Source organism: Streptomyces sp. H27-D2 (assembly GCF_035828615.1).
Taxonomy (GTDB): domain Bacteria; phylum Actinomycetota; class Actinomycetes; order Streptomycetales; family Streptomycetaceae; genus Streptomyces.
Window position 1 is genome coordinate 20,910 of record NZ_JAYMZR010000068.1, and the last position, 20,577, is coordinate 41,486.

Below are 20,577 nucleotides of genomic sequence, written 5' to 3' on the forward strand. Positions count from 1 at the left end.
GAAGGAGCCCTTGCCGTGACCCTGGCGACCGCGACGAAGCGGTCCGGCGAACCCGCACCCGGCAGTCCGCGCAGGGCGCGCGACCCGGCCACCTGGTTCCTCGTGCTGCCCGCGCTGATCCCGATCCTGATCCTGAGCGTCGGCCCGCTGCTCTACGGCATCGCGCTGGCCTTCACCGACTCGCAGGCGGGCCGTACCGAACCCACCGAGTGGGTCGGGCTGCTGAACTTCTCCGACCTGCTGCACGACAGCCTGTTCTGGGACTCGTTCCGGATCGGGCTGCTCTGGGCGGTCGGGGTGACGGTCCCGCAGTTCGCGCTGGCGCTCGGCCTGGCCCTGCTGCTCAACGTGAACCTGCGCTTCCGCTGGCTGGCCCGCGCGCTGGCGATCATCCCCTGGGCGATGCCCGAGGTCGTCGTCGGCATCATGTGGCGGCTCGTCTACCACCCCGACGCGGGCATCCTCAACGAGTCGCTGCGCGACCTGGGGCTGGGCGACGGCAGAGCCTGGCTCACCGGCTTGGCCACCGCGCTGCCCGCGGTGATCGTCGTCGGCATCTGGGCCGGAATGCCGCAGACCACCGTCGCGCTGCTGGCCGGACTCCAGAACGTCCCGCGCGAGCTGCACGAGGCCGCCGCGATGGACGGCGCGGGCGCCTGGCGCCGCTTCCGTACCGTCACCTGGCCCGCCCTGAAGCCGATCGCGCTCGCGATCACCGCGCTCAATTTTATTTGGAACTTCAATTCCTTCGCCCTGGTCTATGTGCTCACCAGCGGCGGTCCCGGCGGGCGCACCCGGCTGCCGATGCTCTTCGCGTACGAGGAGGCCTTCCGCTACGGCCAGTTCGGGTACGCGGCGGCGATGGGCTGTGTGATGGTCGCGGTGATCTCCGTGCTGCTGGCCGTCTTCCTCGCGGGCCGGCTGAAGGGGGACGACCAGTGACCGAGCGACCTGATGCCGAGCGACCTGATGCCGAGCGACCCGGTGCCGGGCGACCGGATACCGAGCGATCCGCGACCGGGCCGACGCCGGGACGTAAGCCGGCGGGCCGGGCGCCGGCCGGCCGCGCCCTCAAGCGCCGGGCCGGCCGCACCGGCCAGTACGCCGCGCTGTTCTGCTACTTGGTCTTCCTCGCCTTCCCGCTGTTCTGGCTGCTCTCGACCGCCTTCAAGCCGCCGCGCGAGCTGGCGACCGTCCACCCGGGCTGGATTCCCGATCAGCCCACCCTCGACAACTTCCGGCAGGCCTTCGACGAGCAGCCGCTGTTGCAGGCCGCCGCGAACAGCCTGATCGCGGCGGCGAGCGCGGCGCTGATCTCCGTGCTGCTGGCGACGCCGATGGCGTACGTGATGGCCCGGCACCAGGGGCGGCCGGCGAAGGCCGCCACCGGGTGGGTGCTGGTCAGCCAGGCGTTCCCGTTCGTGCTGGTGATCATCCCGCTGTTCCTGGTCCTCAAGAACCTGCGCCTGATCGACTCGCTGCCGGGCCTGATCATGGTCTACGTCGTGTGGTCGCTGCCCTTCGCGCTCTGGATGCTCGCCGGGTACGTGAAGGCCGTGCCGCCCGAGCTGGAGGAGGCCGCCGCGGTCGACGGGGCGGGCCGGCTGCGCACCCTCGTGTCGATCGTCGCCCCGCTGCTGGCCCCGGGCATCGTCGCCACCGGACTGTTCGCCTTCATCACCGCCTGGAACGAGTTCTTCTTCGCGCTCGTCCTGCTCAAGTCCCCGGAGAAACAGACGATGCCGGTCGTCCTGACCCATTTCCTCGGTGCGGAGGGCGTCGCCGACCTCGGTCCGCTCGCCGCCGCCGCGCTGCTCGCGACCCTCCCCAGCCTGGTGATCTTCGCGCTCATCCAGCGCCGGATCACCGGTGGGATGCTGACCGGGGCGGTGAAGAGCTGATGCGCCGCCGCACCCTGCTGGCGGCGGCGCTGGCCGCGCCCGCCGCCGCGCTGCTGCCCGGCTGCGCCGCCGAGCGCAGGGGCCGGGACGCGGACGGCGGGATCACGCTGCGCTTCCAGTCGCTGGCCTGGCAGAAGGAGTCGGTCGAGGCCAACAAGCAGCTGGTGGCGGAGTGGAACCGCGCGCACCCCACGGTCCGGATCCGCTACGTCCAGGGCAGCTGGGACAACGTGCACGACCAACTGCTCACCTCCTTCGAGGGCGGCGAGCAGCCGGACATCATCCACGACGCCTCCGACGACCTCGCGGAGTTCGCGTACGGCGGCGATCTCGCCGACCTGACCGGGCTGCTCCCGCAGCGGCTGCGGGACGACATCCCGCAGCGCAGCTGGGGCACCGCGACCTTCGACCGGAAGATCTACGGGGTGCCGTTCCTCCAGGAGCCGCGCGTCCTGATCGCCAACCGCACGCTGCTGAGGAAGGCCGGGGTGCGGCTGCCGACCCCCGCGAAGCCGTGGAGCTGGCCGGAGTTCGAGCGGGTCGCGCGCGAGCTGAGCGGTGGCCGCGGCCGCTCGGGCAGCGGCGGCTCCGGGACGTACGGGGTCGCCTGGCCGCTCAAGGACCCGGTCTCGGCGACCCTCAACCTCTCCCTGTCGACCGGCGGCCGGATGTTCCACCGGCGGCCGGACGGCCGGACCGAGATCCGCTTCGACGCGGCCGACCGGCAGGTCCCGCGCGTCGTCCACGACCAGGTCAACCGGGACCGCAGTGCCTCGGGGAGCACGCTGGGCATGGGCGGCTCGGACACCCTGCCGGGCTTCTTCGCGGGCAGATACGCGATGGTGCCGCTCGGCTTCTCGTACCGCCAACAGCTCGACCAGCAGGCTCCCAAGGGCTTCGACTGGACCGTGCTGCCCGCGCCGGCCGGCCGCGCGGGCCTGGCGCAGGGCGTCAGCCCGCAGACCCTCTCCGTCGCCGAGGACTGCCCGTTCAAGAAGGAGGCGGTCGCCTTCATCGACTTCCTGCTGCGGCCACGCAACATGGTGCGGCTCGCGCTGGGCGACTGGATGCTGCCGACCGGCGCCGAGGCGCTGAAGGATCCGGCGCTGCACCGCGCCGAGCACGGCTGGGCCACTGGCACCGCGCTCGCGGGGCACCTGCGCCCGGCCCCCGCGCAGACCGTGCGGGGCTACCCGGAGTGGAAGGACAAGGTCGCGACTCCGGCGCTCCAGGAGTACTACAGCGGCGCCATCGATCTGGGCGAGCTGCGGCACCGGCTGGTGAAGGACGGGAATCTGGTGCTGGCGCGGTATCAGCGGTAGGGGGCGGGGCGCGGGTACCCCCGCGAGCGCGGCGTCGCGGAACGCGGTTACGTCGCGGAACGCAGATACCCGAAATGAGTTGAACGAGACGTCTCGTCTCGCATAGCCTGGCGGCATGACGCCACCGAAGCGCGCCCACATCGCCATGTTCAGCATCGCGGCCCACGGGCATGTGAACCCGAGCCTGGAAGTGATCCGCGAACTCGTGGTCCGCGGTCACCGCGTCAGCTACGCCATCCCCGAGTCCTTCGCCGAGACCGTCGCCGAGACCGGCGCGGAGCCGCGGATCTACACCTCGGTGCTGCCGACCGAGGGCGACCCGGAGGCCTGGGGGACGGAGCTGATCGACAACATCGAGACGTTCCTGGCGGACGCCGTCCAGGCGCTGCCGCAACTGACCAAGGCATTCCGGGGCGACGAGCCCGACCTGGTCCTCTACGACATCACGGCCTGGCCGGCCCGCGTCCTGGCGCACCGCTGGGACGTGCCCGTGGTGCAGCTCTCGCCCAACCTCGTCGCCTGGGAGGGGTATGAGGAGGAGGCGGTGGCCGAGGCGTACCGGGAGCTGAAGAAGACGCCGCGCGGCAGCGCGTACTACGAGCGCTTCAACGACTGGATCGCCGCCAACGGCATGACGATCGACCCCGACCGCTTCGTCGGCCGCCCCGATCGCTGCCTCGCGCTGATCCCCGGCGCGCTCCAGCCCCACCTGGACCGGGTCGACCCCTCGGTCTACACCTTCGTGGGCGCGTGCCAGGGCGACCGCGGACACCAGGGGGAGTGGCGCCGCCCGGCCGGCCTCGCGGCGACGGACAAGGTGCTGCTCGTCTCGCTCGGCTCCTCGTACACCAAGGAGCCCGGCTTCTACCGCGAGTGCCTCGAAGCCTTCGGCGGTCTCGACGGCTGGTATGTGGTGCTACAGATCGGCAAGCACGTCGACGTCGCCGAACTCGGCCCCGTCCCGGCCAACTTCGAGGTGCGCGACTGGGTGCCGCGGCTGGCCGTGCTCAGGCAGGCCGACGCCTTCATCACGCACGCCGGCGCGGGCGGCAGCCAGGAGGGGCTCGCCTGCGCGGTGCCGATGGTCGCGGTCCCGCAGGCCGTCGACCAGTTCGGCAACGCCGACATGCTCCAGAGCCTGGGCGTCGCCCGGCATGTGCCCAAGGAGGAGGCCACCGCGCGGACGCTGCGCGAAGCGGTGCTCGCGCTCGTCGGGAACCCCCGGGTGGCGGCGGCTTCGCGGGCGCTTCAGCGGTCGATGGCCGCCGAGGGCGGAACCCGGCGAGCCGCCGATCTCATCGAAGCCGAGCTGCTGGACATGTCACCGACACCCGCACTTCAAGAGACGGCTACCCCCCGGTAAAGGTTGTATGGCGTACACCTTGTTACTTGGTCAACAACCTTCTTAACGTCAGAGTGAACACTTTCCGGACGCCAGGAAGTTGACCATGCACCGACACATACCGCCCCTCGCAGAGGTGCGCCGCACCACCGAGAAGAAGCGCGACGCCTGGTGGACCGTGCTGCTCGTCGACCCGGTCGCCACACCGCTGGTGCGCTGGACCGCGATGCGCACCCGGATCACCCCCAACCAGATCACCTGGTTCGCTCTTCTTCTCGGGCTCGCGGCCGCCGCCTGCTTCGCGAACGGCAGCTGGGGCTGGCTGCTCGTCGGGGCGGCGCTCTACCACGTCAGCTTCATCCTCGACTGCATGGACGGCAAGCTCGCCCGGCTGACCGGCAACGGCTCGGTCTTCGGCGCCTGGCTGGACTACGTCTTCGACCGGCTGCGCGTGCTGGCCTGCGCGATCGCGCTGATGAGCGGCCAGTACAACCGCACCGGCGACACCGTCTACCTCTGGCTGGCGCTCGCCGTCGTCTTCCTCGACATGCTGCGCTACCTCGACGCCCTGGAGATCTTCAAGATCCGCCACGGCATGCGCAAGCAGATCAAGACCCGGGTCCGGCAGGCCCGCCGCGCGGACCGCCATGCGGAACTCTCCTTCATGGAGGACCTGCTGCGGGACAACCCCGAAGCCGACATGGAGCAGGACCAGGCGACGGCCGCGACCCTCGCCTCGGACCCGGACGGCATGGAGAACGCCGACGGCACGATCGGCGACGGCGCCGACGAAGCCGCCGCCGCGCTGACCGGCATCCCCAGCCCGCGCAAGCCCGCGGTCGTCGACCTGCACCAGGAGTTCCGGAGCCGCTTCCCCTGGTACACCCGCTTCCGCTCGCTGCTGCTGCGCCACCGCATCCGTACGCACCTGATCAGCGGCATCGAGTTCCAGATGGCCGTCTTCATCATCGCCCCCGCCGTGGACGCGGTCGCCCCGGTGACCATCGGCGCGGGCGTGCTGCTGCTCGTCTTCGAACTCGCCATCATCTACAAACTGCTGCTCTCCACCCGGGACTTCACCCGCACCATCAACTCCTTCGGGCCGCCCCCCGCGCCGTCGCCCGCGCTCGCCGCGGTGCCCGGTCCGGCGCTCGCCGAGCCCGTGGCCGAGCAGCCGCCGGCCGGCCGGCCCCTCACCGGCCCGGCCGTCAGACCCTGACGCGATCCGGCTGGTCCCCGCCCTCATGGGCGCGCGGCGGCGCGGAACCCGGCTCCGCTGCCGGGCTCCGCGCCGTCGTCCATCGGTGGCGCGCGCTCCAACCGCCCGCGCGGGCCGCGATCGCGCCTGGCCTGCTCGCGTGCGCATCGCTCCTGTGAGCGCCGTTACGGCGGGTCTCCGCCACGGTCTTCCCCCTCGTACCCGGCGGCGTTACCGCACCGCCGCCTCCTCCTCCTCGAAGTTACGGCGGCGAAGGGCCCGCATCGTCGTGCTGAGCGGTGAGCCGGTGCGCGGTGCTCTCCACCTTGGGGAGTGGGGGAATCCTCGGGAAGGCTGACCCAGGTCCCTTACAGGTAAAGGGAGTTGGGACATGTACGACACGTAAAACGTGTCAGCTCATGCCAAATGGGTGGCCAATTTAGCTGTTTTTAACGGTATTTGAAATTTCGCAGATCCGTTGCATATGTCACACCGGCCGGTATCCGTTGAAACGGCACCGGCGATCCGACAGGGTTTCGAGCCAGCCCGCTGACGATCTTTCCGTCGGCCGGGCTGAGCACAGCAGTGTTTCCACAGTTTCACCGTTTTCATCCCCCCACACCGCTAACGAGGAGAACCTCGTCATGGCAAGTCACAAGCGTCTCGGCAGACGACGGCTCATCGCGGCGATAACCGCGGTCGCGGCAGCCTCCGCCATCGGGGCCATCGCGGCCCTGCCGGCCGGCGCCACGCCCGCCGAAGGCACCATCTACGGTGCCGGCGCCAAGAGCGCCGTCGACGGCAGCTACATCGTCCTGCTCGACAAGGACACCCGCAGCGCCGGCGACGGCCTGAAGGCCGAGAAGGCCGACGGCGCCGACAACAAGGAACTGGCCGCGCGGTACGGCGGCAAGGTGAAGCGGAACTACACGGCGGCGCTGGACGGCTTCGCGGCCGGCGGCCTCTCCGAGACCGAGGCCAAGCGGCTCGCCGCCGACCCGTCCGTCGACAAGGTCGTCCAGAACAAGAAGTTCACCATCAGCGCCACCCAGGCCGACCCGCCGTCCTGGGGCCTGGACCGCATCGACCAGGCGGCCACCAAGGGCGACAAGAAGTACACCTACCCCGCCGCCGCGGGCACGGGCGTCACGGCGTACGTCATCGACACCGGCGTGCGGATCACCCACGACGACTTCCAGGGCCGCGCTGCCTCCGGCTTCGACGCCATCGACGGCGGCCCGGCGGACGACGGCAACGGCCACGGCACGCACGTCGCCGGCACCATCGCCGGCGCTCAGCACGGCGTGGCCAAGAAGGCCAAGGTCGTGGGCGTGCGGGTGCTCGACAACGAGGGCTCAGGCACCACCGAGCAGGTCGTCGCGGGCATCGACTGGGTCACCGAGAATCACCAGGGCCCCTCCGTCGCCAATATGAGCCTCGGCGGCGGCGCCGACCCGGCGCTCGACGAGGCGGTGAAGAAGGCAATCGCCTCCGGCGTGACCTTCGCGGTCGCGGCGGGCAACGAGAGCGCCGACGCGGGCAAGGGCTCGCCCTCCCGGGTGAAGCAGGCGATCACCGTCGCCTCCAGCACCGACGCCGACGAGCAGTCCGACTTCTCCAACTTCGGCAGCGTGGTGGACCTCTACGCCCCGGGCTCGGACATCACCTCGGACTGGAACGACAGCGACAGCGGGACCAAGACCATCTCCGGCACCTCGATGGCCACCCCGCACGTCGTCGGCGCCGCGGCCGTCTACCTCAGCGGCCACCCGGCGGCCACCCCCGCCCAGGTCGCCAAGGCGCTGACCGGGGGCGCGACCCCCGACAAGATCAGCAACCCGACCGAGGGCACCCCGAACAAGCTGCTGAAGGTCGTCAAGTAGCCGTCGGGTAACCTCCGCGCTCGCGACACCCCGGCCGCCGTGCCCCGCCCCCAAGGGGCACGGCGGCCGGTCTCGTGTCCGGGGCCGTGCGGCCGTGCCCGTGCTTCTGTGCCCGTGCCCGAGCTGTCCCCGGATGTCAGTGCCGCGAGCGCCGATGCCAGCTGAACCCGCCGGGCAGCCGCACCGAGGCCTCGCGCCGGCCGTGCGAGCCGAGGACGGCGTGCGCCCTGCGCGACCCGTACTCCAGTGACCAGCGGTGTCCGTTGATGGTGAGATGGACGAGCCTGGGGATGATCGTCACTCGCTTGTGGTAGTGCACCGACATGGCGGCCTCCTCGCGCGTCTACTGCCTCGCCCCATGGTGCGTCAGGATCGCCCGCGGACCGTTGCTCCTGGGGCGCCATGGCATACGAACGAGAAGGGGGAGGCGTGCTCGACCGGCGCGCACCCGGCTCACTCGCCGTCCGGCTCACTCCCCGTACACCGCCTCCCCGTACACCGCCTCCCCGTACACCGCCTCCCCGTACACCGCCTCACTCCCCGTACAGCAGCTCGGCCGAAGGCGTCGTGGCCGTCCGGATGCCCGGTGCGGTGTACGCGAAGTTCAGCACCACGCGGCGCAGCCCGGCCCGCCGCAGCGGGGTCACCCGGTGCGCGGTGGTGTCGCTGCGCAGCAGATACGCGTCGCCGGGCCGGTGGTGGGCGCGCAGCGCGCGGGCCGTGCCGAGGTCGTCCAGGCCGCGCGCGTGCGGTGCGTACTCCAGCAGCCCGCCGTCCCGCGCGGAGCGCGGCGCCTCAGCGAAGATCACCAGCGCGAACGGGTAGTCGTCGAAGTGCGCCCCGTGCGTATCGCCCCGCTCGTGCAGGTAGTTCGCGACATGCCGCTCCACCGGGTCCGGTACCCGCGTCACGTCGAGGCCCGAGGCGCGCCTGAGGAGTTCGGCGATCCGGTCGTCGGCGTAGAGGCGGGGGATGAACTCCGAGCGTGCCTCGATCAACCGCCCGCCGGCGGCGGTCATATGGCGCGAGGAGCCGCCGGTGCACTCCATCGCGAAGTCGCGCCGCCGCGCGACGCCCTCCAGCCGCTCCAGCTCGGCCCGTACGGTCGGGAGGCCGGAGCCGGTGAGCAGCCCGGGGAACCGGACGTAGCCGTACTGGTCGAACCGCTCGCGCAACTCCTCGGCGGGAGCGCTGATGACGGCCGGATCGAGAATCGCGAGTGCACTCTTCGTCGACATGACGCCCAGTCAACTGCGATCAGCCGCGCGGCGACAGAGGGCCTGCTGGAGCCTCGGCCGACGGGAGGCGGAGCCGCGGCTTACGGGAGGCGGAGCCGGGATGGAGCGGGCGCGCCGGCCGCAGCCGCGTACGGGGGTCCGCCGGCCGTCAAGCGCTGAGCGCGGCCAGCCGCCGCGGCGCCCGCGCCTGTTCGAAGCGCTCGACCAGCAGCCGCGCCACATCGCGCGAGGGGCCCAGGACCCCGGCCAGCACATCCGCGCCCGCCTCCCGCGCGCCGCGGGCGATGCGGTCGGGCAGGAAGCCGGGGGCGATGACGTACGGGGCGACGGCGACGCGCTCGATGCCGTCGGCACGCATCGCCCGTATCGCGTCCTCGGTCCGGGGAAGAGATGCGGAGGCGAACGCAGGCCGCACGGCGCACCACCCGGTGTGCCGCCACTCCCGCGCGATTTCTGCGATCGCTGCGATCGCCTCCGGGTCTGAGGAGCCCGCCGAGGCCAGCACGACCCCGGTCGAGCGCCGGTCGCCGGGCCGCACCCCGGCCTCGTACAGCCGCCGCTCCAGGGTCGCGGTCAGCAGCGGGGACGGGCCGAGTACGTCGGCCTGCCGGACGGAGAGCCGGGGCAGCCGGGCGGCGGCCTCGCGCAGCACGGCCGGGATGTCGGACTTGGCGTGGAAGGCACGGGAGAGCAGCAGCGGCAGCGCGACGACGTTGTGCCGCCCCTCCATCGAGAGCCGGGCCAGCACCTGCGGGACGCTCGGCGCGCAGAAGTCCAGGTAGCCGACCTCGACGCGCAGGCCGGGCCGCAGCGACCGGACGCGCTCGCACAGCGCGCCGACGGTCGCCGCGTGCCGCGGGTCGCGGCTGCCGTGGGCGATGAGCAGCAGGACGGGGGGCCGTCCGGGGGGCGGGCTGGTGCTCAGGTGCATGAGGATGGGTCCGTTCAGCGGTTGCTCGCGAGCAGGCCGCGGCTGCGCAGTACGCGGCGCTCGATCGGAGCGAAGATCAGCAGTTCGATGCCGATGCCGACGATCAGGATGAGCAGGATCGCGCCCATCACGAGGGACATGTCCGACAGCTCGCGGCCCTGTTCGAGGAGCTGGCCGAGGCCGATGCCCAGGTCGGGCGAGCTGGTGATGAGTTCGGCAGCCATCAGCGAGCGCCAGGAGAAGGCCCAGCCCTGCTTGAGCCCGGCGAGGTAGCCGGGCAGCGCGGCGGGCAGCAGTACGTGCCGTACGCCGTCCAGACCGGTCGCGCCGAGGGTGCGGCCCGCGCGCAGGAACAGCGGCGGGATCTGGTCGACCCCGGCGACCAGGCCGTTGGCGATCGAGGGGACCGCGCCGAGCAGCACCACGGTGTAGATGGTGGCGTCGCTCAGCCCGAACCAGATGATGGCGGCCGGCACCCAGGCCACTGACGGCAGCGATTGCAGCCCGGACAGGATCGGGCCGATCGCCGCGCGCACCGGCTTGACGCGGGCGACGATCAGGCCGAGCGGGGTGCCGATCGCTACGGAGGCGAGGAAGCCGAGGGCGCCGCGCGAGACGCTGGTCCAGACGTAGCCCAGCAGGGTGCCGTCCAGCCACTTGTCCTCCAGCGCGCCCGCGACCTCCAGCGGGCTCGGCAGCATGTAGTGCGGCTTGAGCTCGAAGTGGTAGGCCAGTTGCCAGAGCGCCAGCACGATGGCGACGGCGATGAACGGCGGCAGCGCCTTCTCGCGCAGCACCCGGCTGACCGGGGTCCGCTGCGCGGTGTGCGTCTCCAGTGCGTCGAGGCCCGCTTCGAGCCCTTCGAGGCTGTCGGCGGTCGGCGCGCTCCTGCCGCCGGGGGCCGTGCCCTCGGCCGGCCTGGTCTCAGTGTTGGCCATGTCGGCGGATCTCCCCCCGCAGTTGTTCGGTGATCTCGACGGAGAGGTCGGCGACGGCGGAGTCCTCGATCCGGCGCGGCTGCGGGATGTCGACCGTCCATTCGCGGGCGATCCGGCCAGGCCGGGACGAGAGCAGCACGACGCGCTCGGCGAGCCGCACCGCCTCGCGGACGTTGTGGGTGACGAAGAGGACGGACAACTTGGTCTCGCGCCAGATGCGGGTCAGTTCGTCGTGCAGCACATCGCGAGTGATCGCGTCGAGCGCGGCGAACGGCTCGTCCATCAGCAGCAGTTGGCTGTCTTGGGCGAGCGCGCGCGCCATCGCGACCCGCTGCCGCATACCGCCGGACAGCTCGTGCACCCGCTTGCCGTACGCGCCCTTGAGCCGGACGAGCTCCAGCAGCCGTTCGGCCTCGTCGCGGCGCTCGTCGCGCGGCACGCCCCGCATCCGCAGCGCGAGTTCGATGTTCCGGCCGGCGGTCAGCCAGGGGAACAGGGCGTGTTCCTGGAACATCAGGGCGGGCCGCCCGCCGGGGGTCTCGATGCCGCCCTCGGTCGGTCGGTCGAGGCCGGCGACCAGGTTGAGCAGCGTGGACTTGCCGCAGCCCGAGGCCCCCAGGAGGCAGACGAACTCGCCGGGGGCGACATCGATGCTGATGTCCTCCAGCACTTGCTGCTGCGCGCCGGGACGGCCGAACGACTTCGACACGTGGTCGATCCGTGCGGCGTAGGGCGCCGTGTCGTCCGTCGCGATGGGCTTGGTGAGAGTGGTGGTCGTCATCGGTGTCACCTCCTGGGGGCTCTTGTGCTGGCGTGGGCTGCGGTACAGGGCCTGTTACTCGGCGCCGAGGCCCGCGTCGTCGACGGCGGGCTCGCCCTCGGCCTTCAGCACCTTGTTGAGCGGGGCGAGGTCGTAGATGCCCTTGAGATCGGGCTTCTCGAGCAGGCCGGCCTTGACCGCGTGGTCGGCCTCGTCCTGGAGGGTGGTGGCCAGCGGGTCGTTGGTGACGTCGACGCTCTTGAAAGCCGGGTCGATCACGTTGGCGGGCAGCGGTTTGCCGGTCTCCTCCTCCAGTGCGGAGTTGACGACCTTCTTCGCCGCGTCCGGCCGCGCCTTGATCCAGGCGTTGGTCTTCACCGAGCCGCGCAGCAGCGCCTCGACCACGTCGGGGTGCGCCTTGAGGAACTTCTGCGAGACGATCACGTTCGTGATGACGAACTTGCCGTCCTTCCACAGCTTCTTCTCGTCGAGCAGCACCTTGCCGCCCGCCGCGACCAGCTTGGAGGCGGTGGGCTCGGGCACCCAGGCGCCGTCGATGTCACCCTGCTGGAAGACGGCCGGCGTGACCTTGTTGTCGGTGCGGGCGATCGTGACGTCGCCCTTGCCCGACTTGCCGTCGACCGTGAGGCCCTTGGTGGCCAGGTAGTTGAGCAGCGCCACGTCCTGGGTGTTGCCCAGTTGCGGGGTGGCGATCGTCTTGCCCTTGAGATCGTCCAGGCTCTTGATCTTCTTGGGGTCGACCACGAGCTTGACGCCACCGGAGGCGGAGCCCGAGATGATCTTCAGGCTCTGGCCCTTGGACTGGGCGTAGCCGTTGATCGAGGGAGAGGGTCCGATCCAACCGATGTCGATGGCACCGGAGTTGAGCGCCTCGATCTCGGCGGGGCCCGCGTTGAAGGCCTGGTACGAGGCCTTCGTGCCCTTCAGTTCCTTCTGGAAGAAGCCCTTGCGGTTGCCGACCAGCGCGGTGGCGTGCGTGGTGTTGGCGAAGTAGCCGATCTTCACCGTCTTCGCGGAGAGCGCCTTGCCCTCGGCGGAGACCTTCGTCTTGTTGTCGTTCTTGGCGTTGGAGCCATAGCCGCAGGCGCTCAGCAGCAGCGGGAGTGCGGCGACGGCGGCGACCGTGGCGGTGAGACGGCGGGTGATTCTGTCGGCAGACACGGGAGGTGGTCCTCTCGGTGGGCCGGTACGCGCGTCAGGGCGCGCCCGGCGAAGCAGCGGGTCTTCGTCTGTGCGGGGTGTACGGGCGGTGCGGTCGGGGTCCCGGCGTCAGCACGCACATCGCCCGACCCCGCCCGTCCCGCTGCCGAGCGCGCCGCTGCCGATGCGGCCGCCCGTCTGGTCGAAAGTGGAGAACGCTTCACCGGCCATGGCTAGAAGTCCCATCCCTCGTCCTCGCCGCGCACGGGTTCGGCCGCGACCTCGGCCGGGGAGTCGGCGAAGGCGGCGCCGGCCATGCCGGCCGTGAGCGTCGCGCCGTCGGCCGGGTCGATCAGCAGGAAGGAGCCGGTGCGCCGGGAGTCGGCGTACGCGTCGAGCGCGATCGGCTCGGCGGTGCGCACCACCACCCGGCCGATGTCGTTGGCGACGAGCTCGCCCGGCGCGGGGTGCTGGGAGAGGTCGTCGAGGGTCAGCCGGGACGGGATGTCCTTGACGATCGCCTTGACGGTGCGCGAGGTGTGCTTGAGCAGCACCCGGTCGCCGGTCTTGAGCGGCCGGTCGTGGACGTGGCAGACGGTCGCCTCGATGTCCTGGGTGGTGGCCGGGGCCTGCGAGGTCGGCACGATCAGGTCGCCGCGCGAGACGTCGACGTCGTCGGTGAGCTTGACGGTCACCGACTGCGGCGCCCAGGCGGCCTCGACGGCCTCGCCGAGCGCGTCGATCCCGCTGACGGTGCTGGTGCGGCCCGAGGGCAGCACGGTCACGGCCTCGCCGACGCGCAGCACGCCGGAGGCGATCTGGCCCGCATAGCCGCGGTAGTCGGGGTGTTCGGCGGACTGCGGCCGGATCACGTACTGGACCGGGAAGCGGCCCGGGTCCTCGGACGGGTCGGTGCTGACGGAGACCGTTTCCAGGTGCTCCAGCACCGTCGGCCCGCCGTACCAGTCCATGTTCGCCGACGGGGTCACCACGTTGTCCCCGGCGAGCGCCGAGATCGGGATCGCGGTGATCTCGGGGACGCCGAGCGAGGCGGCGTAGGCGGTGAACTCGGCGGCGATGGCGGCGAAGACGGGCTCGGCGTAGTCGACCAGGTCCATCTTGTTGACGGCCAGCACGACATGCGGGACCCGCAGCAGCGCGGCGACCGCCGCGTGCCGCCGGGTCTGCTCCACGACGCCGTTGCGGGCGTCGACCAGCACGACGGCCAGCTCGGCCGTCGAGGCGCCGGTCACCATGTTGCGGGTGTACTGCACGTGCCCGGGGGTGTCGGCGAGGATGAACCGGCGCTTGGGGGTCGCGAAGTAGCGGTAGGCGACGTCGATGGTGATGCCCTGCTCGCGCTCCGCGCGCAGCCCGTCGGTGAGCAGCGCGAGGTCGGGGGTCTCCTGGCCGCGGCCGCGGGACACCCGTGCGACGGCCTCCAGCTGGTCGGTCAGCACCGACTTGGAGTCGTGCAGCAGCCTGCCGACCAGGGTGGACTTGCCGTCGTCGACGGATCCGGCGGTCGCGAAGCGCAGCAGCGACGTGGCCGCCGCGGAGGTCTCGGCAATGGTGGTCATGTTAGAAGTACCCCTCGCGCTTGCGGTCTTCCATGGCGGCCTCGGACAGCTTGTCGTCGGCCCGCGTCGCGCCCCGCTCGGTCAGCCGGGAGGCGGTGATCTCGGTGATGACCTGCTCGATGCTCACGGCGTCCGAGTCGACGGCGCCGGTGCAGGACATGTCACCGACGGTGCGGTAGCGCACCATCCGGGTCTCGGTCCGCTCGTCGTCCCCGGGGCCGCCCCACTCGCCGGGGGCCAGCCACATGCCGGCCCGCTGGAAGACCTCGCGCTCGTGGGCGAAGTAGATCTGCGGGAGGTCGATCTTCTCCCGCTCGATGTACTGCCACACGTCCAGCTCGGTCCAGTTGCTCAGCGGGAAGACCCGGACGTGCTCGCCGGCGGCGTGCTTGCCGTTGTAGAGCTGCCACAGCTCGGGGCGCTGCCGGCGCGGGTCCCAGCCGCCGAACTCGTCCCGCAGCGAGAAGACGCGCTCCTTGGCGCGGGCCTTCTCCTCGTCCCGCCGGCCGCCGCCGAAGACCGCGTCGAAGCGGTTCTTCTCGATGGCGTCGAGCAGCGGCACGGTCTGCAGCGGGTTGCGGGTGCCGTCCGGCCGCTCCCGCAGCTTGCCGGAGTCGATGAAGTCCTGGACGGAGGCGACGTGCAGCCGCAGCCCGTGCTCGGCGGCGGTGCGGTCCCGGTAGTCGATGACCTCGGGGAAGTTGTGCCCGGTGTCGACGTGCAGCAGGGAGAAGGGAACCCGCGCGGGCGCGAACGCCTTGAGCGCCAGGTGCAGCATCAGGATCGAGTCCTTGCCGCCGGAGAAGAGGATCACCGGCCGCTCGAACTCGCCCGCCACCTCGCGGAAGATGTGGACGGCCTCGGACTCCAGCGCGTCCAGGTGCGAGAGCGCGTACGGGTTGCCGCCCTCCGGGCTCGAACCGGTCTCGGACAGCGTGGTGGCGGTCGTCATGCCAGGCCCCTCTCGGTCAGCAGTGCGTGCAGCGCGGCGGCGGACTCCCGTACGGTCCGGCCGTGCGCCTCCAGCCGGATGTCCGGGTCGGCCGGCTCCTCGTACGGGTCGTCGACCCCGGTGAGCCCGGAGATCTCGCCGGCCGCCTGCTTGGCGTACAGGCCCTTGACGTCCCGCTCGCTGCACACCTCCACCGGGGTGGCGACGTGCACCTCCAAGTAGCCGGTGCCCTCCGCCTGGTGGCGCTTGCGCACCGCCTCGCGGCTGTCCGCGTACGGGGCGATGACGGGGACGAGGGCCTTCACGCCGTTGGACGCCAGCAGTTCGGCGACGAAGCCGATCCGCTGCACATTGGTGTGCCGGTCCTCGCGGGTGAAGCCCAGCCCTGCGGAGAGGAAGGTGCGGATCTCGTCCCCGTCGAGCACCTCCACCCGGTGTCCGTCGGCGGTCAGCCGCTCCGCCAGCGCGTAGGCGATCGTGGTCTTGCCCGCGCTCGGCAGACCGGTGAGCCAGATGGTGGCTCCCTGGTCCGTCACGGTCATCTCGCGCTCCCTGGATATCTGTTCGCTCATCAGCCGTGCAGTCCGCACTCGGTCTTGTCGCTGCCGGCCCATCGGCCGGCGCGGGCGTCCTCGCCCTCCAGCACCCGGCGGGTGCAGGGCGCGCAGCCGACGGAGGCGTAGCCGTCGGTGAGCAGCGGGTTGGTGAGCACGCCGTGCTCGGCGACGTACGCCTCCACGTCGGCCTGTGTCCAGCGCGCGATCGGCGAGACCTTGACCTTGCGGCGCTTGGGGTCCCAGCTCACGACCGGGGTGCTGGCCCGGGTCGGCGACTCGTCCCGGCGCAGCCCGGTCGCCCACGCGTCGTACTCGCTCAGGCCCGCTTCGAGCGGCGCGACCTTGCGCAGCGCGCAGCACAGGTCCGGGTCGCGGTCGTGCAGCTTCGCGCCGTGCTCGGCGTCCTGCTCGGCGACGGTCCTGGTCGGGGAGAGCGTGATGACGTTGACGTCCATCACGGCGGCCACCGCGTCGCGGGTGCCGATGGTCTCCGGGAAGTGGTAGCCGGTGTCGAGGAACACCACGTCCACGCCCGGCAGGGCGCGGGAGGCGAGGTGCGCGACGACCGCGTCCTCCATCGAGGAGGTGACGCAGAACCGGCTGCCGAAGGTCTCGGTGGCCCAGCGCAGGATGTCGAGCGCCGGAGCGTCCTCCAGCTCCCGGCCCGCGCGCTCGGCGAGTGCCTCCAGCGCTTCGGCGTCGACTGCTTCCGCGCCAACGGCTTCGGCCTCAACACCTGTGTGCTGTTCGGTGGTTGTCTCGGTGGTCGTCATGCGATGGTGCCCCCTTCGCTGCGGTCGGTCCCGAGGCCCTGGGCCAGGAGTCCGAGGAACGAGAGGCGGAACGCCCGGTTGCACGACGCGCATTCCCACGCGCCGGGTCCGGCCTCGGACGGCCGCAGGTCCTCGTCGCCGCAGTACGGGCAGTAGAACGGTGCCGCGCGCTCACTCATACGAGCTGCTCCTCACCGGCACGGGCCGCCCACTGGGCGAACCGCTCGCCGTCCTCGCGCTGCTCGGAGAAGCGGGTCAGGACCCGCTCGACGTACTCGGGCAGTTCGGCGGAGGTGACCTTCAGCCCGCGCACCTTGCGGCCGAAGCCCGCTTCGAGGCCCAGCGCGCCGCCCAGGTGCACCTGGTAGCCCTCGACCTGGTTGCCCTCGGCGTCCCGGACCAGCTGGCCCTTGAGGCCGATGTCGGCGACCTGGATGCGGGCGCACGCGTTGGGGCAGCCGTTGAGGTTGATGGTGATCGGCTGGTCGAACGTCGGCATCCGGCGCTCCAGCTCGTCGATCAGCTGGGAGCCGCGCGCCTTGGTCTCCACGATCGCGAGCTTGCAGAACTCGATGCCGGTGCAGGCCATCGTGCCGCGCCGGAACGAGGACGGGGTGACCCGCAGGTCCAGCGCTTCGAGCCCGGCGACCAGCGACTCGACCTTGCTCTCCTCGATGTCGAGCACGATCATCTTCTGTTCGGCGGTGGTGCGCACCCGGCCCGAGCCGTGGTTCTCGGTCAGCTCGGCGATCTTGGTGAGGGTGCTGCCGTCGACCCGCCCGACGCGCGGCGCGAAGCCGACGTAGAACCGGCCGTCGCGCTGCCGGTGCACGCCGAGGTGGTCGCGCCAGGTGCCGACCGGCTGCGCGGGGGCGGGGCCGTCGATCAGCTTGCGCTGGAGGTACTCGTCCTCCAGGATCTGCCGGAACTTCGCGTGGCCCCAGTCGGCGACCAGGAACTTCAGGCGGGCCCGGTTGCGCAGCCGCCGGTAGCCGTAGTCCCGGAAGATGCTGATCACGCCGCCGTAGACGTCCGCCACTTCGCCGAGCGGGATCCAGGCGCCCAGCCGCACCCCGAGCTTGGGGTTGGTGGACAGGCCGCCGCCGACCCAGAGGTCGAAGCCGGGACCGTGCTCGGGGTGTTCGACGCCGACGAAGGAGATGTCGTTGATCTCGTGCGCGACGTCGAGCAGCGGTGAGCCGGAGACGGCCGACTTGAACTTGCGCGGCAGGTTCGAGAAGTCGGGGTTGCCGATGAAGCGGCGCTGGATCTCGTCGACGGCGGGGGAGCCGTCGATGATCTCGTCCTCGGCGATGCCGGCGACCGGCGAGCCCAGGATGACGCGCGGGGTGTCGCCGCAGGCCTCGGTCGTGGACAGGCCCACGCCCTCCAGGCGGCGCCAGATCTCCGGCACGTCCTCGATCCGGATCCAGTGGAACTGGATGTTCTGCCGGTCGGTGATGTCGGCGGTGCCGCGCGCGAACTCCTGCGAGACCTCGCCGATGACCCGCAGCTGCTCGGTGGTCAGCCGCCCGCCGTCGATGCGCACGCGCAGCATGAAGAACTTGTCGTCCAGCTCCTCCGGCTCCAGGATCGCGGTCTTGCCGCCGTCGATACCGGGCTTGCGCTGGGTGTAGAGGCCCCACCAGCGCATCCGGCCGCGCAGGTCGGCGGGGTCGATCGAGTCGAATCCGGCCTTGGAGTAGATCGTCTCAATACGTGTCCGGACATTGAGACCGTCGTCGTCCTTCTTCGTCTGCTCGTTCCCGTTGAGCGGCGTGAAGTGTCCGACGGCCCACTGGCCCTCGCCGCGGTGTCGTCCGACCTTGCGGCGGGTCGCGGCAGCGGCTGGCTGTTCGGGGGTAGTGGCCATGGCGGTACGTCCTTCTGGGCGGCTCAAGGAAGTGCGGATCGGGCAGGACCTGACTGAAGCTGCGGGAGGGCATCCCGGTGATCTGCCTCAGTACCGTCACTGACCTGCGGAAAAGCAGACAGCCGGACTGAACGCGGCGCGCGCCGGCGCACGGCTGCGCCCACTGGTGCTGTGTTCAGGAGATCAACGGGATTCACTCGTCCACCGCTACGGGGACGAGGAGAAACGCGGCGGTGCCGGGCTGTCAGCTCGCCGGACAGATGGCGCTGGACAGGCGGCCGAGGTCGACGTGCCGCCGACTCACCAAGGCAATTCCAGCTCTGGACATGACGGAAGCGTGGCACGGCGGTCTCCGGAGAGTCCACCGTTATCCATGATGTGGACGGAAGAGTCCCGCATGCTGAGATCGTGTGCTGTGGGTCACTTTTTCGGCGCGCTGCGGGCCGAGCTGCGGAGGGTGGTGCGGGGGTGGGTAGAGGGGCGGTCGGAGAGCGCTCCCTGGCCCCCGGCCAGGTCAGTACGCGCCGGGCCACGGGCCGGGCGTGGCCGTCTTCGGCTCGTCCTCGACCTTGGTGTCGATGAGCTTGAACCCGCGCCGCCGGTAGTTGTCGAGCGCGTGCGGCCCGTCCTTGGTGCAGGTGTGCACCCATACCCGCTTGGTGGCGGTCCGCTCCGGCCACCGCTCGGCGAGGTCCCACGCGCGGGCGGCGCCCTCCGAGAGCAGCGCCCCGCCGATCCGGCGGCCCCGGAACGCGGCGATCAGACCGAAGTAGCTGATCTCCACGACGCCCCCGTCCTGCGCGTCCAGTTCGATGTACCCGGCCGGGGTGCCCCGGTCGTACGCGACCCAGGTCTCGGTGCCCGGCCGCTCCACAAACGCCCGCCAGCGCGCGTAATCCCAGCTCAGCCGGTCCGTCCAGGTCACATCGGCGCCGACGGCCGTATAGAGGAACCGGCTGAACTCCGGGCTCGGCACTTCGGCCCGTACGATCCGTACCCCCGCTGCCGGGTCCAGCCCCGCGGCGGGGGACAGGTCCCCGGCAGAGGTCTGCTCAAGGGACCAGGTAGTCACGCTGATGCTCATAACGAGCAGCAAATCATACGGAAAAACGGAAAAGAGGCCCCGGATGAGCGCCGGCACCCCCGTCGCAGTTCTCGGCGAATGCGTCGCCGATGCCTTCGCGGCACCCCGTGAGCCCGGCCGGCCCGGGCTCGATCTGAGCGTCATGCCGGGCGGCGGCCCGGCCAACACGGCAGTCGCGCTGGCCCGGCTCGGCACCCGCACGAATTTCCTCGGCCGGCTCTCCGGCGACGTCTTCGGGCGGCTCTTCCGCGAGCGCCTGAGCGCCTCGGGCGTCGACCTGACCGGCTGCCCCGAGGCAGCCGAGCCCAGCACGCTGGCCGTCGCCGACCTCGATGAGCTGGGGCGGGCCCACTACACCTTCCACGCGGAGCACACCGCCGACTGGCAGTGGACCGAGGCCGAACTGTCGGCCGGGCTGCCGGCCGACGCGGCCTGCCTGCACACCGGATCCCTCGCGCTGGTACGCGACCCGGGGGCGGCCCGCATCGAAGCGCTGCTGGCCGCCGCGCGACCGCACGCCACGATCAGCCTCGACCCCAACGTCAGGCCGCTGCTCGTCGACCCGGAGCGCTACCGCGAGCGGATGCCCCACTGGTGCTCCCTCGCCGACATCGTGCGGCTCAGCGAGGACGACCTGGAGCACCTCTACCCGGGCCGGGAGGCCGCGGAGGTGTGCGACGACTGGCACCGCCTCGGCGTCCGGCTGGTGGTCGTCACGATGGGGCCCGGCGGGGCACTCGCCTCTCTCGACGGCCGGCGCATCCCGGTCGCCGGGGAGCCGGTCGAGGTGGTGGACTCGGTCGGCGCCGGCGACGCCTTCATGGCGGGCCTGCTGCACCGGCTGCACCAGGGCGGGCTGCTCGGCGGCCGGCTCGACGACCTCGACGAGGAGCGCACCCGCGCCGCGGTCGTCTTCGGCAACCGGGTCGCCGCCGCGACCTGCGCGGTGCGCGGCGCGGATTCGCCGTGGGGCGAGGATTTCTGAGGCGTGAGGGGCCGCCCACCCGGTGTCGTCCACCCGGTGTCGTCCACCCGTGTCGTCCCCCCCCCGCCCCCCCCCCGGGGGGACGGCCTGCTGCCGCCT

Annotated in this window: 21 protein-coding genes; 7 read left to right on the forward strand and 14 right to left on the reverse strand. The window is 71.4% G+C overall.

The window, feature by feature from the left end:
* Positions 1 to 15: 15 nt before the first annotated feature.
* From QMK28_RS23685 to QMK28_RS23710, 6 genes are all read left to right on the forward strand, one after another.
* The gene (locus QMK28_RS23685; protein WP_326441286.1) at positions 16 to 942 is read left to right on the forward strand and encodes a carbohydrate ABC transporter permease; all 927 of its coding nucleotides are present in this window, start codon (positions 16 to 18) and stop codon (positions 940 to 942) included.
* Positions 943 to 1,109: 167 nt separating this feature from the next.
* A complete protein-coding gene (locus QMK28_RS23690; RefSeq protein WP_326441325.1) occupies positions 1,110 to 1,901 on the forward strand; it encodes a carbohydrate ABC transporter permease in 792 nt (263 codons plus the stop codon).
* Positions 1,901 to 3,223 (forward strand): ABC transporter substrate-binding protein, encoded by a 1,323-nt coding sequence (locus QMK28_RS23695; protein ID WP_326441288.1) that lies wholly within the window; start codon positions 1,901 to 1,903, stop codon positions 3,221 to 3,223. Before QMK28_RS23690 ends, QMK28_RS23695 begins: the two co-directional genes overlap by 1 nt.
* Positions 3,224 to 3,338: 115 nt before the next feature.
* Positions 3,339 to 4,586 (forward strand): macrolide-inactivating glycosyltransferase, encoded by a 1,248-nt coding sequence (gene mgt, locus QMK28_RS23700; protein ID WP_326441290.1) that lies wholly within the window; start codon positions 3,339 to 3,341, stop codon positions 4,584 to 4,586.
* An 85-nt stretch (positions 4,587 to 4,671) separates the two neighbouring features.
* Positions 4,672 to 5,784: a CDP-alcohol phosphatidyltransferase family protein gene (locus QMK28_RS23705; RefSeq protein WP_326441292.1), complete on the forward strand. Its 1,113-nt coding sequence runs from the start codon at positions 4,672 to 4,674 to the stop codon at positions 5,782 to 5,784.
* A gap of 623 nt (positions 5,785 to 6,407) precedes the next feature.
* A complete protein-coding gene (locus QMK28_RS23710) occupies positions 6,408 to 7,646 on the forward strand; it encodes a S8 family peptidase (protein ID WP_326441295.1) in 1,239 nt (412 codons plus the stop codon).
* 136 nt (positions 7,647 to 7,782) lie between these two features.
* On the opposite strand, the gene QMK28_RS23715 is transcribed toward QMK28_RS23710, so the two are convergent.
* The 14 genes from QMK28_RS23715 to QMK28_RS23780 form a co-directional block, all read right to left on the reverse strand.
* Positions 7,783 to 7,971 (reverse strand): DUF4236 domain-containing protein, encoded by a 189-nt coding sequence (locus QMK28_RS23715; RefSeq protein WP_326441297.1) that lies wholly within the window; start codon positions 7,969 to 7,971, stop codon positions 7,783 to 7,785.
* Positions 7,972 to 8,179: 208 nt separating this feature from the next.
* A complete protein-coding gene (locus tag QMK28_RS23720; RefSeq protein WP_326441299.1) occupies positions 8,180 to 8,884 on the reverse strand; it encodes a HalD/BesD family halogenase in 705 nt (234 codons plus the stop codon).
* Between the two features lie 148 nt (positions 8,885 to 9,032).
* Positions 9,033 to 9,815 carry a sirohydrochlorin chelatase gene (locus QMK28_RS23725; protein ID WP_326441301.1) on the reverse strand — a complete coding sequence of 261 codons (783 nt, stop codon included), beginning with the start codon at positions 9,813 to 9,815 and terminating at the stop codon, positions 9,033 to 9,035.
* Between the two features lie 14 nt (positions 9,816 to 9,829).
* The gene (locus tag QMK28_RS23730; RefSeq protein WP_326441303.1) at positions 9,830 to 10,753 is read right to left on the reverse strand and encodes an ABC transporter permease; all 924 of its coding nucleotides are present in this window, start codon (positions 10,751 to 10,753) and stop codon (positions 9,830 to 9,832) included.
* On the reverse strand, positions 10,740 to 11,534 hold the full coding sequence (locus QMK28_RS23735) for an ABC transporter ATP-binding protein (RefSeq protein ID WP_326441305.1): 795 nt from the start codon (positions 11,532 to 11,534) through the stop codon (positions 10,740 to 10,742). Before QMK28_RS23735 ends, QMK28_RS23730 begins: the two co-directional genes overlap by 14 nt.
* 54 nt (positions 11,535 to 11,588) lie before the next feature.
* Complete coding sequence (locus tag QMK28_RS23740; protein WP_326441307.1) at positions 11,589 to 12,695, reverse strand: aliphatic sulfonate ABC transporter substrate-binding protein; 1,107 nt, start codon at positions 12,693 to 12,695, stop codon at positions 11,589 to 11,591.
* A gap of 212 nt (positions 12,696 to 12,907) precedes the next feature.
* Positions 12,908 to 14,254 (reverse strand): sulfate adenylyltransferase subunit 1, encoded by a 1,347-nt coding sequence (locus QMK28_RS23745; RefSeq protein WP_326441309.1) that lies wholly within the window; start codon positions 14,252 to 14,254, stop codon positions 12,908 to 12,910.
* Between the two features lies 1 nt (position 14,255).
* Entirely contained in the window at positions 14,256 to 15,206 is a 951-nt protein-coding gene (cysD, locus tag QMK28_RS23750) for a sulfate adenylyltransferase subunit CysD (protein ID WP_326441311.1), read from the reverse strand.
* On the reverse strand, positions 15,203 to 15,748 hold the full coding sequence (cysC, locus tag QMK28_RS23755) for an adenylyl-sulfate kinase (protein ID WP_326441327.1): 546 nt from the start codon (positions 15,746 to 15,748) through the stop codon (positions 15,203 to 15,205). Before cysC ends, cysD begins: the two co-directional genes overlap by 4 nt.
* A 29-nt stretch (positions 15,749 to 15,777) precedes the next feature.
* Positions 15,778 to 16,536: a phosphoadenylyl-sulfate reductase gene (locus QMK28_RS23760; protein WP_326441313.1), complete on the reverse strand. Its 759-nt coding sequence runs from the start codon at positions 16,534 to 16,536 to the stop codon at positions 15,778 to 15,780.
* The gene (locus QMK28_RS23765) at positions 16,533 to 16,715 is read right to left on the reverse strand and encodes a hypothetical protein (RefSeq protein WP_326441315.1); all 183 of its coding nucleotides are present in this window, start codon (positions 16,713 to 16,715) and stop codon (positions 16,533 to 16,535) included. The genes QMK28_RS23760 and QMK28_RS23765 overlap by 4 nt, the downstream gene beginning before the upstream one ends.
* Complete coding sequence (locus QMK28_RS23770; RefSeq protein ID WP_326441317.1) at positions 16,712 to 18,409, reverse strand: nitrite/sulfite reductase; 1,698 nt, start codon at positions 18,407 to 18,409, stop codon at positions 16,712 to 16,714. Before QMK28_RS23770 ends, QMK28_RS23765 begins: the two co-directional genes overlap by 4 nt.
* A 244-nt stretch (positions 18,410 to 18,653) precedes the next feature.
* Entirely contained in the window at positions 18,654 to 18,737 is an 84-nt protein-coding gene (locus QMK28_RS23775; protein ID WP_326441328.1) for a putative leader peptide, read from the reverse strand.
* Positions 18,738 to 18,923: 186 nt separating this feature from the next.
* Positions 18,924 to 19,493, reverse strand: coding sequence for a GNAT family N-acetyltransferase (locus QMK28_RS23780; protein ID WP_326441319.1), 570 nt, complete (start codon positions 19,491 to 19,493; stop codon positions 18,924 to 18,926).
* A 43-nt stretch (positions 19,494 to 19,536) separates the two neighbouring features.
* Between QMK28_RS23780 and QMK28_RS23785 the strand changes: the two genes are divergently transcribed.
* Positions 19,537 to 20,478 (forward strand): carbohydrate kinase family protein, encoded by a 942-nt coding sequence (locus QMK28_RS23785; protein WP_326441321.1) that lies wholly within the window; start codon positions 19,537 to 19,539, stop codon positions 20,476 to 20,478.
* Positions 20,479 to 20,577: the final 99 nt, after the last annotated feature.

Excerpts from the sequence above, each read along its gene's own strand:
- QMK28_RS23730 (WP_326441303.1), bottom strand. The coding sequence starts at position 10,753 with ATGGCCAACACTGAGACCAGGCCGGCCGAGGGCACGGCCCCCGGCGGC.
- QMK28_RS23705 (WP_326441292.1), top strand. The coding sequence starts at position 4,672 with ATGCACCGACACATACCGCCCCTCGCAGAGGTGCGCCGCACCACCGAG.
- cysD (WP_326441311.1), bottom strand. The coding sequence starts at position 15,206 with ATGACGACCGCCACCACGCTGTCCGAGACCGGTTCGAGCCCGGAGGGC.
- cysC (WP_326441327.1), bottom strand. The coding sequence starts at position 15,748 with ATGACCGTGACGGACCAGGGAGCCACCATCTGGCTCACCGGTCTGCCG.
- QMK28_RS23760 (WP_326441313.1), bottom strand. The coding sequence starts at position 16,536 with ATGACGACCACCGAGACAACCACCGAACAGCACACAGGTGTTGAGGCC.
- QMK28_RS23725 (WP_326441301.1), bottom strand. The coding sequence starts at position 9,815 with ATGCACCTGAGCACCAGCCCGCCCCCCGGACGGCCCCCCGTCCTGCTG.
- QMK28_RS23765 (WP_326441315.1), bottom strand. The coding sequence starts at position 16,715 with ATGAGTGAGCGCGCGGCACCGTTCTACTGCCCGTACTGCGGCGACGAG.
- QMK28_RS23710 (WP_326441295.1), top strand. The coding sequence starts at position 6,408 with ATGGCAAGTCACAAGCGTCTCGGCAGACGACGGCTCATCGCGGCGATA.
- QMK28_RS23735 (WP_326441305.1), bottom strand. The coding sequence starts at position 11,534 with ATGACGACCACCACTCTCACCAAGCCCATCGCGACGGACGACACGGCG.
- QMK28_RS23770 (WP_326441317.1), bottom strand. The coding sequence starts at position 18,409 with ATGGCCACTACCCCCGAACAGCCAGCCGCTGCCGCGACCCGCCGCAAG.
- QMK28_RS23695 (WP_326441288.1), top strand. The coding sequence starts at position 1,901 with ATGCGCCGCCGCACCCTGCTGGCGGCGGCGCTGGCCGCGCCCGCCGCC.
- QMK28_RS23775 (WP_326441328.1), bottom strand. The coding sequence starts at position 18,737 with ATGTCCAGAGCTGGAATTGCCTTGGTGAGTCGGCGGCACGTCGACCTC.
- QMK28_RS23745 (WP_326441309.1), bottom strand. The coding sequence starts at position 14,254 with ATGACCACCATTGCCGAGACCTCCGCGGCGGCCACGTCGCTGCTGCGC.
- mgt (WP_326441290.1), top strand. The coding sequence starts at position 3,339 with ATGACGCCACCGAAGCGCGCCCACATCGCCATGTTCAGCATCGCGGCC.
- QMK28_RS23785 (WP_326441321.1), top strand. The coding sequence starts at position 19,537 with ATGAGCGCCGGCACCCCCGTCGCAGTTCTCGGCGAATGCGTCGCCGAT.
- QMK28_RS23780 (WP_326441319.1), bottom strand. The coding sequence starts at position 19,493 with ATGAGCATCAGCGTGACTACCTGGTCCCTTGAGCAGACCTCTGCCGGG.
- QMK28_RS23715 (WP_326441297.1), bottom strand. The coding sequence starts at position 7,971 with ATGTCGGTGCACTACCACAAGCGAGTGACGATCATCCCCAGGCTCGTC.
- QMK28_RS23720 (WP_326441299.1), bottom strand. The coding sequence starts at position 8,884 with ATGTCGACGAAGAGTGCACTCGCGATTCTCGATCCGGCCGTCATCAGC.